Source organism: Streptomyces sp. NPDC057438 (genome assembly GCF_042802995.1).
In the GTDB taxonomy this organism is placed as follows: Bacteria; Actinomycetota; Actinomycetes; order Streptomycetales; family Streptomycetaceae; genus Streptomyces.
Genome location: NZ_JBHVDD010000016.1, coordinates 97,709 through 119,509, shown reverse-complemented (window position 1 = coordinate 119,509; position 21,801 = coordinate 97,709). Strand labels below are relative to the sequence as shown.

Sequence of the window (21,801 nt, the reverse complement as noted above, 5' to 3'; positions counted from 1 at the left end):
ACCGAGGTCACGCGCCCTCCGCCGTCGTCAACGCCCGCCCGGCGTCACTGCGCGAACTTGTCACTCACCGCCTGGTATACGCCCTCGGCCTCCTTGCCGAGCCGCGGCCCCGCCAGCCATCCGGCACTCGCCGGACCGATGGAGGTGTTGGACACCAGCGCCGGCTGACCGTCCGCACCGGTCGCCACCCAGCCACCGCCGGACGAGCCGCCCGTCATGGAGCAGCCGATGCGGTACATCGTCGGGTCGGACGCGACGAGCGAGAAACGGCCGGGCTTGTCCTGGCACTGGTACATCGTCTCGCCGTCGTACGGAGCCCCGGCCGGGTAACCCGTCGCCGTGATGCTCTTCACCTGCGGCACGGCAGGCGCGTCGAAGTCCACCGGCAGCGCCGAACCGACCATCTCCTCCAACGACTTGCCGCCGCTGCCCTCCTCCGGCGTCACATGGATCACCGCGAAGTCGTACGGCGCTCCGTCACCGCCCGTCTGACCGCCCTGCTCGATCCACTGGTCCGAGGTCTGCGCCCAGTCACCCCACCAGACGCCGTACGGAGCGACCTCCTCCTTGGTGGCGGTCGGCAGCTCCGACGCCGGCCTGCCACTGTCGTTGTACGAGGGCACGAAGGCGATGTTGCGGTACCAGCCGCCCGCCTTGCCGGCGTGCACGCAGTGGCCGGCGGTCCACACCATGTTGGACTTCCCCGGGTTGGCCGGGTCCTGGACCACGGTCGCCGAGCAGACCATGGTGCCCTCGGGCGCGTCGAAGAACACCTTGCCCGCCTCGGGCACGTTCGCGTGGTACTGCGCCGACACCGCCGTGGCGTCGACCGGCTGCGGTGTCGGGTCGGTCACGCCCTGGTCACCGGTGAGGTCGCTCTCGTCGACCTCCTTCTCCGGCTCCTCGGCGTCCCGCATCCGGTCCGGGTCCCACAGGTCCTTGATGATCGGGTTGACGTAGTCCTCGGCCTCGCGCAGCCAGTCGTCCTTGTCCCAGTTCTTCCAGGCACCGCCCCGCCACTTGTCGAGGTCGATCCCGTGTTCCTTGAGCTTGTCCTTGATGTCGTCCGGAATGCGGATCTTGCTGTCGCCCGCGCTGCCGCTGTCCTGAGCGGACGCCGATGCCTCGGCATTCGCCGTGGTGTCACCCGAGCCGCAGGCGGTGGCGGTCAACGACAGCACCGCGGCAAGGCCGACCGCGGCCACCACGGGGGAGGTTCTGCGGGACGTGCTCCTCCCACGACGGGCGGCGAAGAGCGGTCGTATGGGTCGCATGGTCTGAACTCCCCTGGGGCGTTTGCGAACTCTGTGCTGCCGAGACGGAGCGCGCACGGTCCTCCGCGCGCCCGCCGCCTCCTTGTACGTAACCGACGCGGCATCGCGCGGCTCCGTACCTCGGTTTCTTCGTAGCGGTCGTCTTCTTCGTACGCGGCCGTCCGGCACGGTCGCCGTAGGCAGTTGACGTACACGGTCGACGCACGCAGTAGTCGTACGCGCGGCTCGCCACGGGTGTGCCGGGCCGCGTCCTGCGGAACGGCACCACACACTATGCGGTCGTTGTGGGGGACATCCGACGGAACGGCAACGGTTCCGTCACGGCAAGGATCTTCGTCCCACCCGCTTCCCCGTGCGAGTCCCGTCGTTGGTAGGTGCGGGGGATCCGCCGATGTCCGGTGCCCCCTGCCAACTCGCCTTCTCACAGCGGGAGGAAGTGCAGTCGTGGCGGTGACCGAGTCTGCGGTGGCGCCGATGGGGCGCGAGCCCGAGCGGACCCGTTCGGGACACGAGGACGAACGGGCGCGCGCACGGCGGGAAGGCGACGGGGTGCGCTCGGTGCACGAGGGGATCCTGCGGCGGCAGGCGGCCCGCGAGTCGGCGGCGCGCACCTACGCGCGCGCCCTGCCCGTCGTGCCTGTCCGCGCACGCGGGCTGACCATCGAAGGCGCCGACGGCCGCCGCTACCTCGACTGTCTCTCCGGCGCCGGCACCCTTGCTCTCGGCCACAACCACCCGGTCGTCCTCGAAGCCATCCGAAAGGTGCTCGACTCGGGCGCTCCCCTGCAGGTCCTCGACCTGGCCACTCCGGTGAAGGACGCCTTCACCACCGAACTGTTCCGCACCCTTCCTCCCGGACTCGCGGACCGCGCACGCGTCCAGTTCTGCGGGCCCGCCGGTACGGACGCCGTCGAGGCGGCCTTCACGCTGGTCCGGGCGGCGACCGGACACACCGGAATGCTCGCCTTCACCGGCGCCTGCCACGGCACGGCCACCGGGGCACCGGAAGCATCGGGAGGCGCCCACGACGCACGAATGACGTATCTGCCCTACCCGCAGGACTACCGCTGTCCCTTCGGCACGGGCGGGGAACGCGGCGCCGAACTCGCCGCTCGCTGGACCGAGTCGGTCCTCGACGACGTCACGCCCAGCGTGTCCCGGCCGGCGGGCATGATCCTCGAACCGGTCCAGGGCGAGGGAGGTGTGGTCCCCGCCCCGGACAGCTGGCTTCGCCGCATGCGCGAGATCACCGCGGCGCGATCGATCCCGCTGATCGCCGACGAGGTCGAGACAGGAGTGGGCCGCACCGGCCGGTTCTGGGCGGTCGAGCACAGTGGTGTCGTTCCCGATGTGATGGTCCTTTCCAAAGCAATCGGCGGCAGCCTCCCGCTGGCTGTCGTGGTCCACCGCGACGACCTCGACGTCCGGCGACCGGGCGCCCCCACGGTTTCCTTCCGCGGTAACCAGTTGGCCATGGCCGCCGGTACCGCCACCCTCGCCCACGTCCGTGAGAACGGTCTCGCCGCACGCGCCGAGTCCCTGGGCACCCGCATGCTCACCCAACTCCGTGGTCTCACCGACCACTTCGCCTGCGTCGGCGATGTACGGGGCCGCGGGCTGATGCTCGGCATCGAGATGGTCACCGCGGGGGCCGCCTCTTCGCCCGATGGCACAGGTCCGCCTCCCTCCGCCCCCGGCCTGGCCACCGCGGTCCAGCGTGAGTGCCTCCGTCGCGGCCTGATCGTCGACCTCGGCGGCCGTCAGGCCGGCGTCGTCCGCCTCCTCCCGCCCCTCACGATCACCGACGAACAGGCGGAGGCCGTACTCGACCGCCTGACGGACGCGATCGCCTCGGTCGCGGCCGCCGCCGACGGGCGAGATTCGGTGAGCCCGATCCCCGAGCCGCCCGGCGGCTCGGGAGACCCACCCGGCGGCTGAGCACCGAGCCCCGAACTGCGGCACCGCCCGGTACGGCCGCCACATCGCCTCCGGACCAGCCACGCACCCCGCGCGCCGAGTCCCCCGGGTCACCAGTCCGCGACTCGGCCGGACGACGGGCCCGTGAAGGCCCAACGCCCCGCCCCCTTTCACAGCTCCGCCACCCACAGCCCCCCCCCGCACAAGCCCCCGGCCCCGCTGGACCGCGCACACTCCGCGACTGCCCTCCCGCACGAGCAACCCCAGGAACCGCTTTGAAGCCGCCGCACGCCCCCGAGGCCCGCACCCACGATCACGACACGAAGGCCCGCCCGCCCCTGGCCCCGGGCCAGCCCGGTGCCGAGCCGTCGCCCGCCCACACGGAGACGAGGTTCGGCCAGGTCGGGCCGCGGCTCGATCGGGTCGGGTCGAGATATGACCTGACCGCCCCGGACTACGACCCGGTCGTCCCGGGCTCTGGCCCCGCCACCTCGGAATCCTGCCCGGCCGATCTGGAATCCGGCCTGACCGTCCCGGCGCCCGGCCGGCCGGACAGGGGGGCCGCTCCGGTCGTGCAGAGGACCAGGCAACCTGGACCGGGGGCCGATGACACCGAGCCACTGCTCGGCCAGGCCGCACGGATGCTCACCCCGACCCGGCCGGACCCCGGCCCCTGCCTCGGGCGAAACGAACCGCTCGCCTCTCCCGCCGTGCCGGTTCCCCGCCGAGCGGCACCTGCTCAGACACCGGCCGAGCCAGATCATGAGCATGAACAGCCGGTGCACGACCAAGCCGACCGGACCCGGATCATCGTTTCCCCGCACCGCCCTGCCACCGACCCTCTTCACCACCCCGACCCGCACACCGCGGCCCAAGCGGCAGCGATCGAGAATCTGTTGCGCTGCTGGGTACGCGAACACCACCTCACCTGTCCCCACGACGGCACCCTCCACATCCCCCTCCCCACCACCGGAACGACGCTCCTCGCCCCGGTGCGCTACTGGTCCCTCACCGGCTGGCACCGCTTCGGCCCGCCGTACCTCACCGGTACTCCCGAGAACACACCTCCTCTCGACGCGGCCGAAGTGGCGGCCCTGCTGGTGGGCGGGACGACCACACGAGGTCCACGCGGGACGGACACCGATGAGCGCCGGCCCACCGCAGCGCACGCCCACATCGATCAGTTCGATCAGTTCGATCAGTTCGATCAGTTCGATCAGTTCGATCAGTTCAATCGGTTCGATCGGTTCGACCCGTGCGATCTCGTCGGACAGGTCGTCGACTCCGCCCGTCGCGTCGCCATGTTCATCGCCGAGCGTCGGGCCGCGCCCGCCGACGGTCCGGACCGGTTCCGCGCTGCCGAGCAGGCACTCGTCCTCGGTCACCCCCTGCACCCGGCCCCCAAAAACCGGGACGGCCTCTCGGAAGTCGAAGCGCGGCTCTACTCACCGGAGTCACGTGGCTCCTTTCCTCTGAACTGGCTGGCGATCGCCCCCTCCGTCCTGGCGTTCGACTCGGCATGGACCGAGCGCGGTCGTGTCGTCCCCGCCGAACAGCTGACTGCCCGGCTGGCCGGTCCGGGGCTTCCGCTGCCGGAGGGCTATGGCGCCCTGCCCGTGCACCCCTGGCAACTCCGCGAGGTCCGGCGTCGCCCGGCCGTCGCCGCGCTGTTCGACGCCGGCCTGATCCGGGACCTGGGTCCGCACGGCGACCCGTGGCACCCCACCTCCTCCGTTCGCACCGTTCACCGGACCGACACCCCCGCGATGCTGAAGCTCTCGCTGGGCCTGCGCATCACCAACTCCCGTCGCGAGAACCTCCGCAAGGAACTCCACCGCGGTGTCGAGGTCCACCGCCTCCTCCGCTCCGGCCTGACCGCGCAGTGGCATGCGGCCCACCCCCGGTTCGACATCGTCCGCGACCCGGCCTGGCTGGGGGTCACCACACCCGAGGGCGGCCCCCTGCCAGGTCTGGACGTCATGGTCCGGCACAACCCCTTCGGCGCGGCGGACGACGTGTCCTGCGTCGCGGGACTCGTCTCACCGAGGCCGTACGCCGCGGCCGAGCGGCGAACGGATCACCGCGCAGCCCACCGCGGCGAGCGGCAGGAGGGTCCGGGCGGTCATCAGCCGCAGCACGGCGACAGCGCCCTCCTGCCGGCCGACGACGCCCTTGCTGATGCGGACCTCCTCATGCGGTCGCGACTCACCGATGTCATCACCCGTCTGACCGGACGGACGGGCCGTCCCCGAGACACCGTCGCCGTCGAGTGGTTCCTGCGCTATCTGGAACAGGTCGTGCGGCCCGTGCTGTGGCTGGACAGCGAGGCCGGGATCGCCCTCGAAGCGCACCAGCAGAACACGCTCGTCCTCCTGGATTCCGACGGCTGGCCCATCGGTGGCCGGTACCGCGACAACCAGGGCTACTACTTCCGTGAGTCCCGCCGCGCGGATCTCGCAGCCCGACTGCCAGGCATCGGCGAGCACAGCGACACGTTCGTCTCCGACGAGGTCGCCGACGAACGGTTCGCCTACTACCTCGGTATCAACAACGTGCTCGGTCTGATCGGGGCGTTCGGCTCGCAGCGCCTCGGGGACGAGCGACTCCTGCTTGCCGCCTTCCGCCGCTTCCTCACGCACATGGCCACCGGCCCCGCCCGGCTGAACACCACCCTGCCGGCCCGGCTGCTCGACTCACCTGTCCTGCGCTGCAAGGCCAACCTCCTGACCCGTCTCCACGGCCTCGACGAACTCGTCGGTCCTGTCGACACCCAGTCCGTCTACGTCACGATCGCCAACCCCCTCCATCGCTGACCGGCCCGGCCGCTGTGCGGCCCGCTCGTCCGCGTCGATTCGCCCCCTTCAGTCCCGAGGAACATGACCCACCCGATCTCCTGAGAGGAACGTCGCCGTGGTTCCCACCGACGCGAGCACCGACACCGGCCCCGCCTCGACCCCGACGTGCAATGAGGACACGCTGGAACTGCGCCTGACCGACGACTTCCTCGCACTGCTGTCCGAGGACGGCCTCCCGCGCGTCGGTGAGACCGAGGCGGACCAGGAGAGCCCTCCGGCCAACGGCGAACTGCTCGACCACCTCGCCGACTGGGGGCCGGTCGTCACCCCGGCAGGCACCCTGAGCCTGGTCCCGGTCCGCCTCGAACGGGAGCTACCGCTGATCTCCCGCTGGATGAACGACTCGACCGTGGCCTCCTACTGGAAGCTCGCCGGATCCGAGGACGTGACCGCGGACCACCTCCGGACCCAGCTCGGTGGGGACGGCCGCAGCATGCCCTGCCTAGGGGTACTGGACGGCACCCCGATGAGCTACTGGGAGATCTACCGGGCCGACCTCGACCCCATCGCCCGCCACTATCCCGCCCGTCCGCACGACACCGGAATCCACCTCCTCATCGGCCCGGTGGCCGACCGGGGGCGCGGTCTCGGTGCCATCCTGCTCCGCGCCGTCGCCGATCTCATCCTCGACAGAAGACCTTCCTGTGCCCGCGTCGTGGCGGAACCCGACCTGCGCAACTTTCCCTCCGTCTCCGCTTTCCTGAGCGCGGGCTTCCGGTTCTCCGCAGAGGTCGACCTGCCCGACAAGCGGGCCGCCCTCATGATCAGAGACCGCCTGCTGCGCGATCTGATGTAGCTCCGACGCGTATCCGATGCCTATGCGACCTGGACCCTTCGTGGTCCGTCGTGGATCCGTGCGGCGCCGTCATTGTTGGTACACCGCTCGCGCCGCTCCGGTTCCCGATCACGCCGACGCGATGTCCGGCCCCTTGGAATCCGCCCGTCTCGACGAAGAGAAAACGGTCTTGATCCCGCCCCTCACGCCCCGTGACTCCGCCTTGATAACCCGTTTGTCAGTGGTGACCCGTAGGGTGGTCGCGCTATGACGAAGCCCTCACTCCACGAACTCCTGCACGCCGCCGTCGCCGCTGTCGGCGGTATGGAGCGCCCCGGCCAGGTGACCATGGCCGAAGCCGTCGCGGAGGCGATCGACGACGGCTCCCATCTGCTGGTCCAGGCGGGCACCGGCACCGGAAAGTCGCTCGGCTATCTGGTGCCCGCGCTGGCACAGGGGGAGCGCGTCGTCGTCGCGACGGCGACTCTGGCCCTGCAGCGCCAACTCGTGGAGCGGGACCTGCCGAGAACGGTCGACGCGCTGCACCCGCTGCTGCGCCGCCGCCCCGAGTTCGCCATGCTCAAGGGCCGGTCGAACTACCTGTGCCTGCACCGCCTGCACGAAGGCGTGCCGCAGGACGAGGAGGAGGGTCTCTTCGACCAGTTCGAGGCGGCCGCGCCCTCCAGCAAGCTGGGCCAGGACCTGTTGCGGCTGCGGGACTGGTCGCAGGAGACCGAGACCGGCGATCGGGACGACCTCACCCCAGGAGTCTCCGACCGGGCGTGGTCGCAGATCTCCGTGTCGTCCCGGGAGTGCCTGGGCGCAACGAAGTGCGCGTACGGTGCCGAGTGTTTCGCCGAGATGGCCCGGGAGCGGGCCAAGCTCGCCGAAGTGGTCGTCACCAATCACGCACTGCTCGCGATCGACGCCATCGAGGGCGCGCCGGTACTCCCGCAGCACGAGGTGCTGATCGTGGACGAGGCACACGAACTCGTGTCACGCGTGACCGGTGTGGCGACCGGCGAGCTCACCCCGGGCCAGGTCAACCGCGCGGTGAAGCGGGCGGCGAAGCTGGTGAACGAGAAGGCCGCCGACCAGCTCCAGACCGCTGCCGAGGGCTTCGAGCGGGTCATGGAGCTGGCTCTGCCGGGCCGTCTGGAGGAGATCCCCGAGGATCTGGCCTACGTCCTCATGGCGCTGCGGGACGCCGCCCGCACGGTGATCTCGGCGATCGGCAGCACGCGCGACAAGTCCGTCCAGGACGAGGACGCCGTGCGCAAGCAGGCGCTGGCGGCCGTGGAGAGCGTGCACGACGTGGCGGAGCGGATCAGCAACGGCTCCGAGTGGGACGTCGTCTGGTACGAGCGCCATGACCGGTTCGGCGCGTCCCTGCGTGTCGCCCCGATGTCCGTGTCGGGGCTCCTGCGGGAGAAGCTCTTCGCGGACCGGTCGGTCACCCTGACCTCGGCCACGCTCAAACTGGGCGGCGACTTCAACGGCGTGGGCGCGTCCCTGGGCCTGGCACCGGAGGGCACCGAGGGGGACGACCTTCCGCAGTGGAAGGGCGTGGACGTCGGATCGCCGTTCGACTACCCGAGGCAGGGCATCCTCTACGTCGCCAAGCATCTGTCGCGGCCCGCGCGGGACGGCGACCGTGCGGACATGCTGGACGAACTGACGGAACTGATCCAGGCGGCCGGCGGCCGGACCCTCGGTCTGTTCTCGTCGATGCGGGCCGCCCAGCTGGCCGCGGAGGAACTGCGGGTCCGGATTCCGGAGTACCCGATCCTGCTCCAGGGCGAGGAGACGCTCGGCGAGCTGATCAAGGGCTTCGCGGCCGACCCGAAGACCTGTCTCTTCGGCACACTGTCGCTCTGGCAGGGCGTGGACGTGCCCGGTCCCAGCTGTCAGCTGGTCGTCATGGACAAGATCCCGTTCCCGCGTCCCGACGACCCCTTGATGAGCGCCCGGCAGAAGGCCGTCGAGGAGGCGGGCGGCAACGGCTTCATGGCCGTCGCCGCCACCCACGCGGCCCTGCTGATGGCGCAGGGCGCCGGCCGCCTCGTACGGGCGCAGGGAGACCGAGGTGTGGTCGCCGTACTGGATCAGAGGCTCGCGACCGCGCGGTACGGCAGCTATCTGAAGGCGTCCCTGCCCGACTTCTGGTACACGACCGACCGTAACCAGGTCCGCAGGTCGCTCGCCGCGATCGACAGCGCGGCGAAGGACAGGGACGTGGACGAAGAAGAGGGAGCGGAAGCCGAGACGGCGGAGGCGTGACCAACGGCCGACGGCCTGTCCCGAACCATCGGGACAGGCCGCCGGCCGCTTCGCGCACGGTGTCAGGCCCGCAGGAGTTTCTCGGCGGGTCCTGGACAGCCCAGGACCCCGGAACCGGCGCAGTGGATTCCGGGGCCCGGATCAGGGGCGGGGACGGGCACGGGCCGTCCGCCGCAGAGGGGTCAGACGCGGCGCAGGACGGCCACCACCTTGCCGAGGATGGTCGCGTCGTCACCCGGGATGGGCTCGTAGGCGGCGTTGTGCGGGAGCAGCCAGACGTGGCCGTCCTCGCGCTTGAAGCGCTTGACCGTGGCCTCGCCGTCCAGCATGGCGGCCACGATGTCGCCGTTCTCGGCGACGGGCTGACGGCGGACCGTCACCCAGTCCCCGTCACAGATGGCGGCCTCGATCATGGAGTCGCCCACGACCTTGAGGACGAAGAGCTCGCCGTCACCCACCAGCTGGCGGGGGAGCGGGAACACGTCCTCGACGGACTCCTCGGCGAGGATCGGGCCACCGGCGGCGATCCGGCCCACGAGCGGCACGTACGAAGCGGCCGGCTTGCCCGCGGTGTCCGTCGGCTGGGCCGAGGACTGGTCGGAACCGCGGACCTCGTAAGCGCGCGGGCGGTGCGGGTCGCGGCGCAGGAAGCCCTTGCGCTCCAGCGCCATCAGCTGGTGCGCCACGGAGGACGTGCTGGACAGGCCTACCGCCTGGCCGATCTCGCGCATCGACGGCGGATATCCACGCCGCTGCACCGAGTCCCTGATCACCTCGATGACCCGGCGCTGCCGATCGGTGAGCCCGGAGCTGTCCGCCCTGATGCCTGGAGGTCGGCCGGGCAGGGCTCGCTTGGGCCCTTCATGGTTCGTGGATTCGTTCATCGCATGCACCGGCTCGAGTCGGCTCTGGGAGCGGTCCTGGGCAGTGATGGTGGCACTGTCAGCGGTGGTGGTCACGTCGGCCCCTCTCGATGGTCTCCCGTGCAGCACAACGGTAGTTGCTTTCGAAAGGTTGCGCCAAACACACGTTCGAGTGAAAAACCGTGGATTACCGGACGTGGCCATCTGTCTGGGTGTAGGGCCTGCGGCTCTGGCGGACAAAAGCGCTGATTGCTGTACTCTTCACCGCCGGGACGACGGGCCTTGTGGGCCGCTGTCGCCGCGTGGCCCAGTCTGCCACCCGGTGCTCCACCGGCCGAGTACCGACCCCTTTTTCCGTGCCGCACCTCCGCGGCCCCCGTCCGCTCCGCGACGGTGTGGCTGCGCTCCGCGACGGTACGTCCGTCCGGCACCCGTCCCTCTGTGGGCGACACGCGCGCCGTAGGTGGATTTACGTGCCTAGCCCTACATGTAGTGCTTGGATTGCTGTAACAGCCCAGAAGTTGTGGTCCCCCGGGTCCTAGGGCTCTTGGTCATCCCCTATGCTGGGTCTGCTTCCGCGGGGCCCAAGAGGTCTGTGGGGGCTATCGAGTCGTGCTGTGAGGAGGGTTGGAGTTATGCACTGTCCCTTCTGCAGGCACCCCGACAGCCGTGTCGTCGACAGTCGTACGACGGACGACGGCACGTCGATCCGCAGGCGCCGCCAGTGTCCCGACTGTTCCCGTCGTTTCACGACGGTGGAGACGTGTTCGCTGATGGTGGTCAAGCGGTCCGGCGTGACCGAGCCCTTCAGTCGCACGAAGGTCATCAACGGTGTCCGCAAGGCATGCCAGGGACGGCCCGTCACCGAGGACGCGCTCGCCCAGCTCGGCCAGCGGGTCGAGGAGGCGGTGCGCGCGACCGGGAGTGCCGAACTGACCACCCACGACGTGGGGCTGGCCATACTCGGCCCGTTGCAGGAGCTGGACCTCGTCGCCTACCTGCGGTTCGCCTCGGTCTACCGGGCGTTCGACTCGCTGGAGGACTTCGAGGCCGCCATCGGGGAACTCAGGAACCAGCAGCACAGGCACCCCGGCGCGGACGACGAGGACGTCGAAGGCGCGGCCGAGGAGTGCCCGAAGACCGACCGCGGGTCCGGAGGGACTGCGCAGGTCCCCGTGCCCGCCCACGCCGCCGACTGACGGCGGGCCGCACCGCCGGACCGAGGAGTCCGGACGATCGGCGGCGATCCAGGCCTGTCGTGAGCGGCTTTCCAGCCGGGTCGCGACACAAGACAGAACACCGTGTCACGGGAACAACGCGACACTTCAGGGCGTTTTCGCCCGTACAGGGAGGCGGCATGACAGAGACGGCGAGCGGTCCGGCACGGAGTTCCCGCGCCAAGGGCACCAAGGCGAACAGGGGCCTGCGTATCGAGCGCATCCACACCACCCCCGGCGTGCACCCGTACGACGAGGTGGTCTGGGAGCGCCGTGACGTCGTCATGACCAACTGGCGCGACGGCTCGATCAACTTCGAGCAGCGTGGCGTCGAGTTCCCCGACTTCTGGTCGGTGAACGCGGTCAACATCGTCACCAGCAAGTACTTCCGCGGCGCCGTGGGCACCGCTCAGCGTGAGACCGGCCTCAAGCAGCTGATCGACCGCATCGTGAAGACGTACACGAAGGCCGGTGAGGACAACAAGTACTTCGCCTCGCCCGCCGACGCCGAGATCTTCGAGCACGAACTGGCGTACGCCCTCCTGCACCAGGTCTTCAGCTTCAACAGCCCCGTCTGGTTCAACGTGGGCACCCCGCAGCCCCAGCAGGTCTCCGCCTGCTTCATCCTGTCCGTCGACGACTCCATGGAGTCGATCCTCGACTGGTACAAGGAAGAGGGCATGATCTTCAAGGGCGGCTCCGGTGCCGGCCTGAACCTGTCCCGCATCCGCTCCTCCAAGGAGCTGCTCTCCTCCGGCGGCAACGCCTCGGGCCCGGTCTCCTTCATGCGGGGTGCTGACGCCTCCGCCGGAACGATCAAGTCGGGCGGTGCCACCCGCCGCGCCGCCAAGATGGTCGTCCTGGACGTGGACCACCCGGACGTCGAGGACTTCATCGCCACCAAGGTGAAGGAAGAGGAGAAGATCCGCGCCCTGCGCGACGCGGGCTTCGACATGGACCTGGGCGGCGACGACATCACGTCCGTCCAGTACCAGAACGCCAACAACTCGGTCCGCGTGAACGACGAGTTCATGACGGCCGTGGAGAACGGCACCGAGTTCGGTCTGCGCGCCCGGATGACCGGTGAGGTCATCGAGAAGGTCGACGCCAAGGCGCTGTTCCGCAAGCTGGCCGAGGCCGCGTGGGCGTGTGCCGACCCGGGCATCCAGTACGACGGTGTGATCAACAACTGGCACACCTGCCCCGAGTCCGGCCGCATCACCGCGTCCAACCCGTGCAGCGAGTACATGCACCTGGACAACACGTCCTGCAACCTCGCCTCGCTGAACCTGATGAAGTTCCTCAAGGACGACGGCCTCGGCCGCCAGTCCTTCGAGGTCGAGCGCTTCGCCAAGGTGGTCGAGCTCGTCATCACCGCGATGGACATCTCCATCTGCTTCGCCGACTTCCCCACCCAGAAGATCGGCGAGAACACCCGCGCCTTCCGTCAGCTCGGCATCGGCTACGCCAACCTCGGCGCCCTGCTGATGGCGACGGGGCACGCGTACGACTCCGACGGCGGCCGCTCCCTCGCCGGTGCCATCACCTCCCTGATGACCGGCACCGCGTACAAGCGTTCCGCGGAACTCGCCGCGGTCGTCGGCCCGTACGACGGCTACGCCCGCAACGCCGACGCCCACAACCGCGTCATGAAGCAGCACTCCGACGCCAACGGCACGGCCGTCCGCATGGACGACCTGGACACCCCGGTGTGGGCCGCCGCCACCGAGGCCTGGCAGGACGTGCTGCGTCTCGGCGAGAAGAACGGCTTCCGCAACTCGCAGGCCTCCGTGCTCGCCCCCACCGGCACCATCGGCCTCGCGATGTCCTGCGACACCACCGGTGTCGAGCCGGACCTCGCGCTGGTCAAGTTCAAGAAGCTGGTAGGCGGCGGCTCGATGCAGATCGTCAACGGGACGGTCCCGCAGGCCCTGCGCCGCCTGGGCTACCAGGAGGAGCAGATCGAGGCGATCGTCGCCCACATCGCCGACCACGGCAATGTGATCGACGCCCCCGGCCTCAAGCAGGAGCACTACGAGGTCTTCGACTGCGCCATGGGCGAGCGCGCCATCTCCCCGATGGGTCACGTCCGCATGATGGCCGCGATCCAGCCGTGGATCTCCGGCGCCATCTCCAAGACGGTCAACATGCCGGAGACGGCGACCGTCGAGGAGGTCGAGGAGATCTACTTCGAGGCCTGGAAGCTCGGCGTCAAGGCGCTCGCGATCTACCGCGACAACTGCAAGGTCGGTCAGCCGCTCTCCGCCAAGACCAAGGAGACGGAGAAGGCGGAGATCACCGAGAAGGCCGAGGAGACGATCCGGGCCACGGTCGAGAAGATCGTCGAGTACCGCCCGGTCCGCAAGCGCCTTCCGAAGGGCCGCCCCGGCATCACCACGTCCTTCACCGTCGGCGGCGCCGAGGGTTACATGATCGCCAACTCCTACCCGGACGACGGCCTGGGCGAGGTCTTCCTGAAGATGTCCAAGCAGGGCTCGACCCTCGCGGGCATGATGGACGCCTTCTCGATCGCCGTCTCGGTGGGTCTGCAGTACGGCGTACCGCTGGAGACGTACGTCTCGAAGTTCACGAACATGCGCTTCGAGCCGGCCGGTATGACGGACGACCCGGACGTGCGGATGGCGGCGTCGATCGTCGACTACATCTTCCGCCGCCTGGCGCTGGACTTCCTGCCCTTCGAGACGCGCTCCGCGCTCGGCATCCACTCCGCCGAGGAGCGTCAGCGTCACCTGGAGACCGGTTCGTACGAGCCGATCCTCGACGACGTGGAGGTGGACGTCGAGGGCCTGTCCCAGTCGGCGCCGCGGCAGTCCCTGAAGGCCGTCTCCGCTCCGAAGGCCGACGAGGAGGGCGCCAAGCCCGCCCCGAAGCAGGCCCACACCAGCGCCGAGCTGGTGGAGATGCAGCTGGGCATCCAGGCCGACGCCCCGCTGTGCTTCTCCTGCGGTACGAAGATGCAGCGAGCCGGCTCCTGCTACATCTGCGAGGGCTGCGGCTCGACGAGCGGCTGCAGCTGATCTGAGTGCCTCCGGGCGCGAACCGGCACGTCAGGGCGGTGGAGCCGAAGTCCGGCTCCACCGCCCTCGGCGTGCTCGCGTCCCTGGGGGCGTGGGTCAGGCCCGGGGCGGACGGCCCATGACGCGGGCGAAGGTCGCCGGGTCCTCGTCGTATCCGGTGATACCCGGATGGAAGGTCCACTCGCCGGACGTGTCGCGGACGAATGCGGCGACGGTCGCCGCGGTGGAGCCGAGGACGGTGCCGAAGTCGTCCTCCGCGAGGACCGTGTAACCCTCGCGGATGCGCAGGCCGGGGTTCTGGACACCGGCGAAGGTCTTCGTGCCGGATCCCTGCTGTATGGCGACACCGATGACGACCCGCCCGTAGCGGCCGTCGAGGCGGTTCAGTTCCACCGTCATCATCTCGTCCCAGCCGAAGCCCTGACCGTTCTTGCTGTCGCGGTTCAGGGTGATGGTGCCGTCGGGCGAGCGGCTGTCGAAGTGGACGACGTAGGCGGGATCGCCGCTCGGATCGGCCGCGGGATAGGTCGCCGCGACGATGTCGAGGTCCGTCGGCGGCTGTCCGGTGGGGCTCGGATCCCACTTCAGCGACACCTCGACCTTGCGGATGCCCTTGTTGAGGCCGTTCAACAGAACTCTCCTCCCCGTCCTTCTGTGCGTGCGGGCCGAACTGCCTGGCGGTCCAGGCCAGTTGTCCATCCTTGCACGCGCGTCGGGGCGCTCGCCCGGGTGCAACCGGCCGGAGAGTGACCGCCGCCACGTTCCGTGGCCTTACCATGGCGCGGTGCTGGTCAAGTGGATTCGCTGCACCGTGGTGGACCGCCGTGGGTTCGAGCGGGGGCAGCGAAAGTGGGCGGGGCTTCCGGGGGAGCCGGGTTTCCGGGGACAGGGTGGGGGTTGGAGCCGGGCTCGGCCCGGCGTGGCGCACATCTTCTCCTTCTGGGAGAGCCGCGCCTTCTACGACTCCTTCATGGCACGCTCCCACGACCGGCTCGCCGCGTCACAGTCCGGCACGTTCAAGGACGCGCAGGTCAAACTCTTCGACCACCGCTTCGACGTGAAGACCGGTTTCGAGCCCCGCTTCACCGACGCCGATCTGGTGCGGGTGGCGCACTGCCGTGTCCACGAGGAGCGCGCCGAGCATTTCGCGCTGATGCAGGAGAAGGTCTGGAACCCGGCGATGGCCGGCTCTCCGGGGATGCTGCGTGGGCTGTTCGGTGAGGCGCCGGGGCACGAGTTCGTGATCCTCTCCATGTGGCAGTCGGCCGCCGAGCACGGCAAGTACCGCGCCGAACGTATCGAGCGCCTCGCCCTGCGGGCCCAGCTGGAGGCCGACGTCGCGGCCCTGGCGGGCGACATCGTGGAACTGGAGCCGAGCTGGACGGTCTGACATCCGAACTCGCGTCGGTGCGGATAGCAAACCTGTGCGATCCATGGGTGGGACCTGTGTGACCTACGCCGTATGGCACCCGGAGAAGTGCTCGATCCGCCCTCGTCCCCTTTAGGGTCTTGGCATGGCACGACCACGGCGCATCATCCTTGTCCGACACGGCGAATCAACGGGCAATGTTGATGACACCGTGTACGAGCGCGAGCCCGACCATGCTCTCGCGCTCACCGATCTGGGCTGGCAGCAGGCGGAGGAGACGGGAAAGCGCATCCGCGACGTCCTCGGCCGCGAGCGCGTCAGCGTCTATGTCTCCCCCTACCGCCGCACCCACGAGACGTTCCAGGCGTTCCATCTGAACCCCGAACAGGTGCGGGTGCGCGAGGAGCCCCGGCTGCGCGAACAGGACTGGGGCAACTGGCAGGACCCCGACGAGGTCCGGCTCCAGAAGGCGTACCGGGACGCGTACGGACACTTTTTCTACCGCTTCGCGCAGGGCGAGTCCGGCGCCGACGTGTACGACCGGGTCGGCGGCTTCCTGGAGAGTCTGTTCCGCAGTTTCGAGGATCCCGACCACCCGCCGAACGTCCTGCTGGTCACCCACGGGCTCGCCATGCGGCTGTTCTGCATGCGCTGGTTCCACTGGACGGTGGCGGAGTTCGAGTCGCTGTCGAATCCCGGGAACGCGGAGATGAGGATGCTCGTTCTCGGAGAGGACGGCAAGTACACGCTCGACCGGCCGTTCGACCGCTGGCGGAACCCGGAATCGTACGGGGCCACCGGATAGACACCTCATGGTGCTAACTCGTCAAGGCGCTGGCTGCGGTGTTCGAACAGCGATTGCCCGTAGAGCTTCCCGATGGGTCCGGCTCCGGCTGTGACCTACTGCAGGTAGAGGGCAGCTAGACGCGGCAGGCGGCGAGTCATCTCGTCTGAGTCGTCGAAGTTGAAGGCCCAGGCAGGGTCCAGCTGCGGGTAGCGGATGGTGGGTGAGTCCGCGGGAAGCTGATCGCCGGTCGCCATGATGTGTGCGTTCCAGGCGATGCCCAGCATGTCCTCACCCTCCAGGTCGATGCCGTCGGCCGCAGAGGCTTGAACGATGGGCAGTTCCGCGAGGGCATCCGGGTCAGCGACTGCGCGCTCGAAGACCTCGCGGCCTTGGGCGATCAGCCAGCCGCGGAAGTAGTCGAAGCCGTCGTCAGAGCACCCGCCGTTGGCGGTGTAAGCAGCGGCCCACAGAGGATTGGTGTAGGACTCAGCCATCAGGTCCCACAGCACCTGTTCAGCGGCGACGATCTCCTCGACTGGCCGGTCGGCCAGCAGCGAGGTCGCTTCGCGAGCGACCGCTTCGCTTTCGTGTGGGGCGATCGCCCGGTCGCGGGCCGCCGCGATGAGCTCCCAGAACTGCTGCTTGTTCATGGTGGCAGAGCTTGCCACCTCGTACTGACAGAGGGGTTCTTGACGTCACGCCGCTGCCTTCTCCGCCTCCAAGCTCGGCGTCGGAAAGGCGACCAACTCATCGAAGAGTGTGTGCTCCTGGAGGCAGCGATAGAGCTGGCCGAGCATCCGGTTGAAGAGGTTGCGCAGGGCGGCCGCGTGCCAGTCTCCATGGACGTCGCGTCGGCGCCGGTAGTGGGCCCTGGCCCCGGGTGATCCGTTAGGAGCCGCGAAGGCCCACAGGTAGCCCGCATGGTTGAGCCGGTCGTTCTTCACCCTCCGCCGGATGATGCTCGATTTCTTGCCGGAGGCCCTGGTGATCGGCGAGGCGCCGGCATAAGCCTTCAGGCCGCGGGCGTCGGCGAAACGGCTTCGGTCGTCGCCGATCTCGGCCAGCACCCGGGCGCCGAGCTGGACGCCGAGGCCGGGGAAGCTGAGGATGACCTCGGCGTCCGGGTGCTGGGGGAAAGCCTCCTCCACCGCCTTCGCGAGGTCGTCAGCGGCCGTGCAGGCGGCTTCCAGCTGGATCAGGAGGGCGAGCGTCTGCTTGCCGAGCGCGTCCTCGACCAGCGGCGGCTGGTGGGCCCACTCAGCGCGGAAGACCTCGCGGATCCGGTCGGCCTCGGCCTCGATACCGCGTTTGCGGCCGGCTCGCTTGAGCGCGGCCCGGATCTGCGTGCGGCTCAGTCGCGCGGCCTGGGAGGGCGTGGGGGCGAGTCTGAGCAGTTCTCGTGCTTCGGGACGGCAGAGGCCGTTCTGCCAGGTGGCGAAGGCGTCCAGGGCGGACGGGTAGTACTCGCGCAGCAGAGACCGGAGCTGGTTGGAGTTCTGCTGCCGGTTCCAGGTGGCGTCCTGCTGAGCTCGTGCGAGGACCGCGATGGCGCGGGCCAGGTCGCTGTCTTGTGGCAGGGGCCGGTGGGCGTGCATGTCGGTGCGGAGGATGTTCGCCAGGACCAGGGCGTCGCCTGGATCGGACTTCTTGCGGGAGACGGAGTGGCGGTCGCGGTAGCGGGCGGCGGCCATCGGGTTGATCGCGAAGACCTGGCGCTGGCCGGTCCGCAGCACGGCGACCAGCAGGCCGCGGGAGGTCTCGATCGCGATCGGGATGGGGGCGTCCTCCGTGTCGCCGTACTCGGCGAGCAGATCTAACAGCAGCTGGTAGCCGACAGCGTCGTCGGTGATGCGGCGCTTGGCGATCAGCTCGCCGGTGTCGTCGACCAGAGCGACGTCGTGGTGGCGTTCGGCCCAGTCGATTCCGCAGTAGATCAAGTTGTTCCCTCCCCATGGCGCGAGTGTTTGCGCTGGTCACGAGCGCATGCGGGCCACGCAGCGACCTAATTCCAGGACTTAGCCACCGGGGCTGGTCCGACACCTCATCAGCCGTGTTCGTGGCACCAGCTCACCCCACGGGCCTCGGTCTACTCGGGAGCTCGAACCGGCTCGGGTGTATCAAGAGGTCACCGTGCGGAGGGCTCGCACCACCAACTCCAACGAGTGATCAAGCCGACGGTTGTTGACGGGGTGGGGGCGATCGCCGCCACTCTGGTAGGAGGCGTCGAGGCCAGGCCCTTTATGGGCGTCCGATCGACCCTCGCGAGCCCGTCAACTTCCGCCTCGGTGGTGGCGGCCGCGAGGACGTCGAGCGCCGCCGTTCTCTGGGTAGGTCTCGCATGGACCAAGTCGCGTGAAGACATCCGCTCGACGCCCACGCGACCGCCACCACCACAAGCACAGGCCCGTGCACCGGTCTATCCGGAGGCTTTCATCAGCCGGAGTGGCAACAGATGTCACGGTCCTCGTGCTCGAACAGACCCAGCAGAACCACCTGGGTGGTGGGGGGTGCTGGATCCGTCAGCAACGAATTAGAGTGGCAGGGCGATGACCGCTGACTCCTCTTCCGACGGCCGCCTGGAGCGTGCCCTGTCCAGCCTGCGCGGACTTGCGGTGGGGGACGCGCTGGGCTCGCAGTACTTCGTGCCGGTGAACTATCCGCTGCTCAAGCGCCGTGAGGTCCCGTCCGGCCCCTGGCAGTGGACCGACGACACCGAGATGGCCTGCTCCGTGGTGGCCGTGCTGGCCGCACACCGCCGGATCGACCAGGACCGGCTGGCCCACTCCTTCGCCGTGCACCACGACTTCGACCGGGGCTACGGGCCCGCGGTCAACCGCCTGCTGCGCCTGGTGCGGGAAGGCGGCGACTGGCGTGAACTGGCCTCCGCTCTCTTCAACGGCCAGGGCTCCTGGGGCAACGGCGCGGCCATGCGGATCGCCCCCCTGGGCGCCTGGTACGCGGACGACCCCGAGCAGGCCACCCACCAGGCGGAGATCTCGGCCTACCCCACGCACCAGCACCGCGAGGCCGTCGTCGGCGCCATGGCCGTGGCCGCTGCCGCCGCCCTCGCGGCCGACCCGGCCGGACCGCCGAGCGCGGGCGCATTGCTCGACGGCGTCATCGCGCTCGTCCCGAAGAGCGCGGTCGGCGCGGGGCTGCGCCGGGCCCGGGACATGCTCGACTACGCCGACGCGGACACCGTGGCCGCCGTACTGGGCTGTGGGCGGCGTACGACCGCGCACGACACCGTGCCGTTCGCGCTCTGGTCGGCGGCACGCGCCCTCGGTGACTACGAGCTGGGTTTCTGGACGACGGCCCAGGTGGGCGGCGATGTCGACACGACCTGCGCCATCGTCGGCGGAGTGGTCGCCTCCGGGAAGGCAGGGACGCCCCCCGAGGCCTGGGTGGAGCAGACCGAGGCGTTCCCGGACTGGCTGCGGGTGGGGTAGCCGGCCTCATGAGGCCCGTGCTGTCCGGGCCTCATCGGTCGGTTCGGGACCCATCGGTCTCAACCGCCCCGACTGTCACAGGAGTGCCACAGTGCATTCCTCGGTCGGTCATGGCCGCGCCCTTGCGACATAGCCTGTCCGCCACGCCGCCTGTTGATCATGACAGGACGCGGCGACGAGGTACCGGCCGCGCGGCTGCTGCCGTAGCCATGCGCTGCGTACGGGCGCGACGGGGCCGGTCGGGGGAGGGGGCCCATGTCCGAGACACCGTCCGTACCAGCCGCGCCGGAGCCCGAAGGCCCGGCGTCCAGGGCGCGCGCCGCGAGCGGGGAGAGCCGCTCCGCGCCGACGGGCACCGCAGCCGCCGCACCGGAGGACAGGACGGGCAGGCCCGCGCGGATCCAGCTGCCTGAACCGCCGCAGGTGCCCAAGGCCCTCGACGTCAGGCCCGGGGAACCCGCGCCCGTCCGCACCACGACCCTGTGGGCCGCCCTGGCCACCGGCGTCCTCAGCATGCTGCTGCTGGGCGAGGGTCTGGCGGTGAACATACTCGTCGTCGCCGTGCCCGCCACGATCGCCGTGTACGCCGCCGGACGGCGAGCGGGCCGGCGGCCCCGGCCGTGGGCGCTCGTCTGGGGCGCGGCCGGGGCCGCCCTGCTGACCGTGCCCGCGCTGCGCGCCGCCGAATGGCCGTCGTTCCTCGCCGTCGTCACCGCGCTCGCGGTGGGCTCGATCGCCCTGCACGGGGGCCGTACCTGGCCCGCGGTCCTGCTCGGCCCGATCGGCGTGTTCACCTCGCTGGTCACCGGCCCTGCCTGGGGCTGGCGGGGGCTGCGCGAGCGGGTGGGAGGCGACCGCGGCCGTCTGGCACCCCTGTTCCGGGCGGTCGTCGTGGCCGTGGTCCTGCTGTTCGTCTTCGGCGCCCTGTTCGCCGGGGCCGACGCGGCCTTCGCGGATCTGCTCGGCGCCCTGGTGCCCGACGTCACGGTGTCCGACGGGCCCTGGCGGGTCCTGCTCCTCGCGCTGGGCCTGTTCGGGACTCTCGCGGCGGCCCGTACGGCGGCGGCGCCGACCCGCTGGGACCGCGTGCAGGTGCCCGCGGGACGCGCGCGCGGGCGCGCCGAATGGGCGCTGCCGCTGATCGGGCTCATCGCGCTCTTCGCCGTCTTCAACGCCGTCCAGCTCGCCGTGCTCTTCGGCGGCTACGACGCCGTCCTGAAGGAGACCGGTCAGACGTACGCCGAGTACGCGCGCCAGGGATTCTGGCAGCTGCTCATGGCCACGCTGCTCACCCTGCTGGTCATCGTGATCGCCCTGCGCTGGGCGCCCCGCACTCGTCCGGGTGACCGCAGGCTCGTGCACGGTGTGCTGGGAACCCTGTGCGCGCTGGCGCTCGTTGTCGTGGCGTCCGCGGTGCGACGTATGGACATGTATGTGGACGCCTATGGGCTCACTCGGCTGAGGATCTCGGTGCTGACCATGGAGATCTTCCTCGGTCTGGTGATCGTGCTCATCATGGCCGCGGGTGTGTGGGGCGCCCGCTGGCTGCCGCGCGCCGTCGCGGCCTGCGCGGCCGCCGCGGTGCTCGCGTTCGGGCTCGTGTCGCCCGACGCGCTCATCGCGGAGCGCAACGTCGAACGGTACGAGACGACCGGGCGCTTCGACCTCCCCTACGCCAGAGGGCTGTCCGCCGACGCGGTGCCCGCCCTGGACCGGCTGGCGGAGCCCATGAGGTCGTGCGCGCTGTGGGACATCAAGGAGGAGCTGGAAGAGCGGCGGCACCTTCCCTGGTACGCCACGAGCTGGGGCGAGGCCGAGGCCAGGCGTGTCCTTCAGGAGCGCCCGCCGGTGCCGGGGGCGAGCGGTCCGGCGTGTGGTGAGCCGGAGCCGGAGCTGTATCGCTGACAAGGCCGGGCTCGGGAGCGCCCGGCCGGGCCACGCCCCCTGTCGTCGGCCTGCGGGGGCGAGGTCCGGTCG

Annotated in this window: 15 protein-coding genes; 10 read left to right on the top strand and 5 right to left on the bottom strand. The window is 69.9% G+C overall.

Annotated features, from left to right (window positions below; genetic code table 11):
• Window positions 1-44: 44 nt before the first annotated feature.
• Window positions 45-1,274 (bottom strand): trypsin-like serine peptidase, encoded by a 1,230-nt coding sequence (locus tag ACFU5F_RS12550; RefSeq protein WP_383885815.1) that lies wholly within the window; start codon window positions 1,272-1,274, stop codon window positions 45-47.
• 444 nt (window positions 1,275-1,718) lie between these two features.
• Here ACFU5F_RS12550 and ACFU5F_RS12545 point away from each other — a divergent pair, with 444 nt between their 5' ends.
• The 4 genes from ACFU5F_RS12545 (at window position 1,719) to ACFU5F_RS12530 (ending at window position 9,101) form a co-directional block, all read left to right on the top strand.
• Complete coding sequence (locus ACFU5F_RS12545) at window positions 1,719-3,212, top strand: diaminobutyrate--2-oxoglutarate transaminase family protein (RefSeq protein ID WP_383885812.1); 1,494 nt, start codon at window positions 1,719-1,721, stop codon at window positions 3,210-3,212.
• Between the two features lie 620 nt (window positions 3,213-3,832).
• Entirely contained in the window at window positions 3,833-6,004 is a 2,172-nt protein-coding gene (locus ACFU5F_RS12540; RefSeq protein WP_383885821.1) for an IucA/IucC family protein, read from the top strand.
• A 97-nt stretch (window positions 6,005-6,101) separates the two neighbouring features.
• Entirely contained in the window at window positions 6,102-6,842 is a 741-nt protein-coding gene (locus ACFU5F_RS12535; protein WP_383885809.1) for a GNAT family N-acetyltransferase, read from the top strand.
• 246 nt (window positions 6,843-7,088) lie between these two features.
• A complete protein-coding gene (locus ACFU5F_RS12530; RefSeq protein WP_383885806.1) occupies window positions 7,089-9,101 on the top strand; it encodes an ATP-dependent DNA helicase in 2,013 nt (670 codons plus the stop codon).
• Between the two features lie 182 nt (window positions 9,102-9,283).
• On the opposite strand, the gene lexA is transcribed toward ACFU5F_RS12530, so the two are convergent.
• Window positions 9,284-10,060: a transcriptional repressor LexA gene (lexA, locus tag ACFU5F_RS12525; RefSeq protein ID WP_059081483.1), complete on the bottom strand. Its 777-nt coding sequence runs from the start codon at window positions 10,058-10,060 to the stop codon at window positions 9,284-9,286.
• A gap of 539 nt (window positions 10,061-10,599) precedes the next feature.
• Here lexA and nrdR point away from each other — a divergent pair.
• Complete coding sequence (gene nrdR, locus ACFU5F_RS12520) at window positions 10,600-11,163, top strand: transcriptional regulator NrdR (RefSeq protein WP_383885802.1); 564 nt, start codon at window positions 10,600-10,602, stop codon at window positions 11,161-11,163.
• Between the two features lie 158 nt (window positions 11,164-11,321).
• Window positions 11,322-14,219 carry a vitamin B12-dependent ribonucleotide reductase gene (locus ACFU5F_RS12515; RefSeq protein ID WP_383885799.1) on the top strand — a complete coding sequence of 966 codons (2,898 nt, stop codon included), beginning with the start codon at window positions 11,322-11,324 and terminating at the stop codon, window positions 14,217-14,219.
• Between the two features lie 96 nt (window positions 14,220-14,315).
• Here the strand turns inward: ACFU5F_RS12515 and ACFU5F_RS12510 are convergent, their stop codons facing one another.
• Window positions 14,316-14,849, bottom strand: a complete 534-nt coding sequence (locus ACFU5F_RS12510) for a TerD family protein (protein ID WP_383885796.1) — start codon at window positions 14,847-14,849, stop codon at window positions 14,316-14,318.
• A gap of 154 nt (window positions 14,850-15,003) precedes the next feature.
• Here ACFU5F_RS12510 and ACFU5F_RS12505 point away from each other — a divergent pair, with 154 nt between their 5' ends.
• Together ACFU5F_RS12505 and ACFU5F_RS12500 are read left to right on the top strand one after the other, a co-directional pair.
• Window positions 15,004-15,609 (top strand): YdbC family protein, encoded by a 606-nt coding sequence (locus tag ACFU5F_RS12505; protein WP_383885793.1) that lies wholly within the window; start codon window positions 15,004-15,006, stop codon window positions 15,607-15,609.
• A gap of 124 nt (window positions 15,610-15,733) precedes the next feature.
• A complete protein-coding gene (locus tag ACFU5F_RS12500; RefSeq protein ID WP_383885790.1) occupies window positions 15,734-16,393 on the top strand; it encodes a histidine phosphatase family protein in 660 nt (219 codons plus the stop codon).
• Between the two features lie 95 nt (window positions 16,394-16,488).
• On the opposite strand, the gene ACFU5F_RS12495 is transcribed toward ACFU5F_RS12500, so the two are convergent.
• Both ACFU5F_RS12495 and ACFU5F_RS12490 read right to left on the bottom strand, forming a co-directional pair.
• Complete coding sequence (locus ACFU5F_RS12495; protein WP_319369603.1) at window positions 16,489-17,025, bottom strand: DUF4240 domain-containing protein; 537 nt, start codon at window positions 17,023-17,025, stop codon at window positions 16,489-16,491.
• Window positions 17,026-17,070: 45 nt separating this feature from the next.
• Entirely contained in the window at window positions 17,071-18,312 is a 1,242-nt protein-coding gene (locus ACFU5F_RS12490; RefSeq protein WP_383885787.1) for an IS110 family transposase, read from the bottom strand.
• 609 nt (window positions 18,313-18,921) lie between these two features.
• Here ACFU5F_RS12490 and ACFU5F_RS12485 point away from each other — a divergent pair.
• Together ACFU5F_RS12485 and ACFU5F_RS12480 are read left to right on the top strand one after the other, a co-directional pair.
• Window positions 18,922-19,824: an ADP-ribosylglycohydrolase family protein gene (locus ACFU5F_RS12485; protein ID WP_383885785.1), complete on the top strand. Its 903-nt coding sequence runs from the start codon at window positions 18,922-18,924 to the stop codon at window positions 19,822-19,824.
• A 255-nt stretch (window positions 19,825-20,079) separates the two neighbouring features.
• Window positions 20,080-21,729: a DUF4153 domain-containing protein gene (locus ACFU5F_RS12480; RefSeq protein ID WP_383885782.1), complete on the top strand. Its 1,650-nt coding sequence runs from the start codon at window positions 20,080-20,082 to the stop codon at window positions 21,727-21,729.
• The last annotated feature ends 72 nt before the right edge of the window (window positions 21,730-21,801 follow it).

What these genes read in the sequence shown, in the direction of transcription:
- ACFU5F_RS12530 (WP_383885806.1), top strand. Translation starts at nt 7,089, where the DNA reads ATGACGAAGCCCTCACTCCACGAACTCCTGCACGCCGCCGTCGCCGCT.
- ACFU5F_RS12515 (WP_383885799.1), top strand. Translation starts at nt 11,322, where the DNA reads ATGACAGAGACGGCGAGCGGTCCGGCACGGAGTTCCCGCGCCAAGGGC.
- ACFU5F_RS12485 (WP_383885785.1), top strand. Translation starts at nt 18,922, where the DNA reads ATGACCGCTGACTCCTCTTCCGACGGCCGCCTGGAGCGTGCCCTGTCC.
- ACFU5F_RS12540 (WP_383885821.1), top strand. Translation starts at nt 3,833, where the DNA reads ATGCTCACCCCGACCCGGCCGGACCCCGGCCCCTGCCTCGGGCGAAAC.
- ACFU5F_RS12495 (WP_319369603.1), bottom strand. Translation starts at nt 17,025, where the DNA reads ATGAACAAGCAGCAGTTCTGGGAGCTCATCGCGGCGGCCCGCGACCGG.
- ACFU5F_RS12500 (WP_383885790.1), top strand. Translation starts at nt 15,734, where the DNA reads ATGGCACGACCACGGCGCATCATCCTTGTCCGACACGGCGAATCAACG.
- ACFU5F_RS12550 (WP_383885815.1), bottom strand. Translation starts at nt 1,274, where the DNA reads ATGCGACCCATACGACCGCTCTTCGCCGCCCGTCGTGGGAGGAGCACG.
- nrdR (WP_383885802.1), top strand. Translation starts at nt 10,600, where the DNA reads ATGCACTGTCCCTTCTGCAGGCACCCCGACAGCCGTGTCGTCGACAGT.
- ACFU5F_RS12480 (WP_383885782.1), top strand. Translation starts at nt 20,080, where the DNA reads ATGTCCGAGACACCGTCCGTACCAGCCGCGCCGGAGCCCGAAGGCCCG.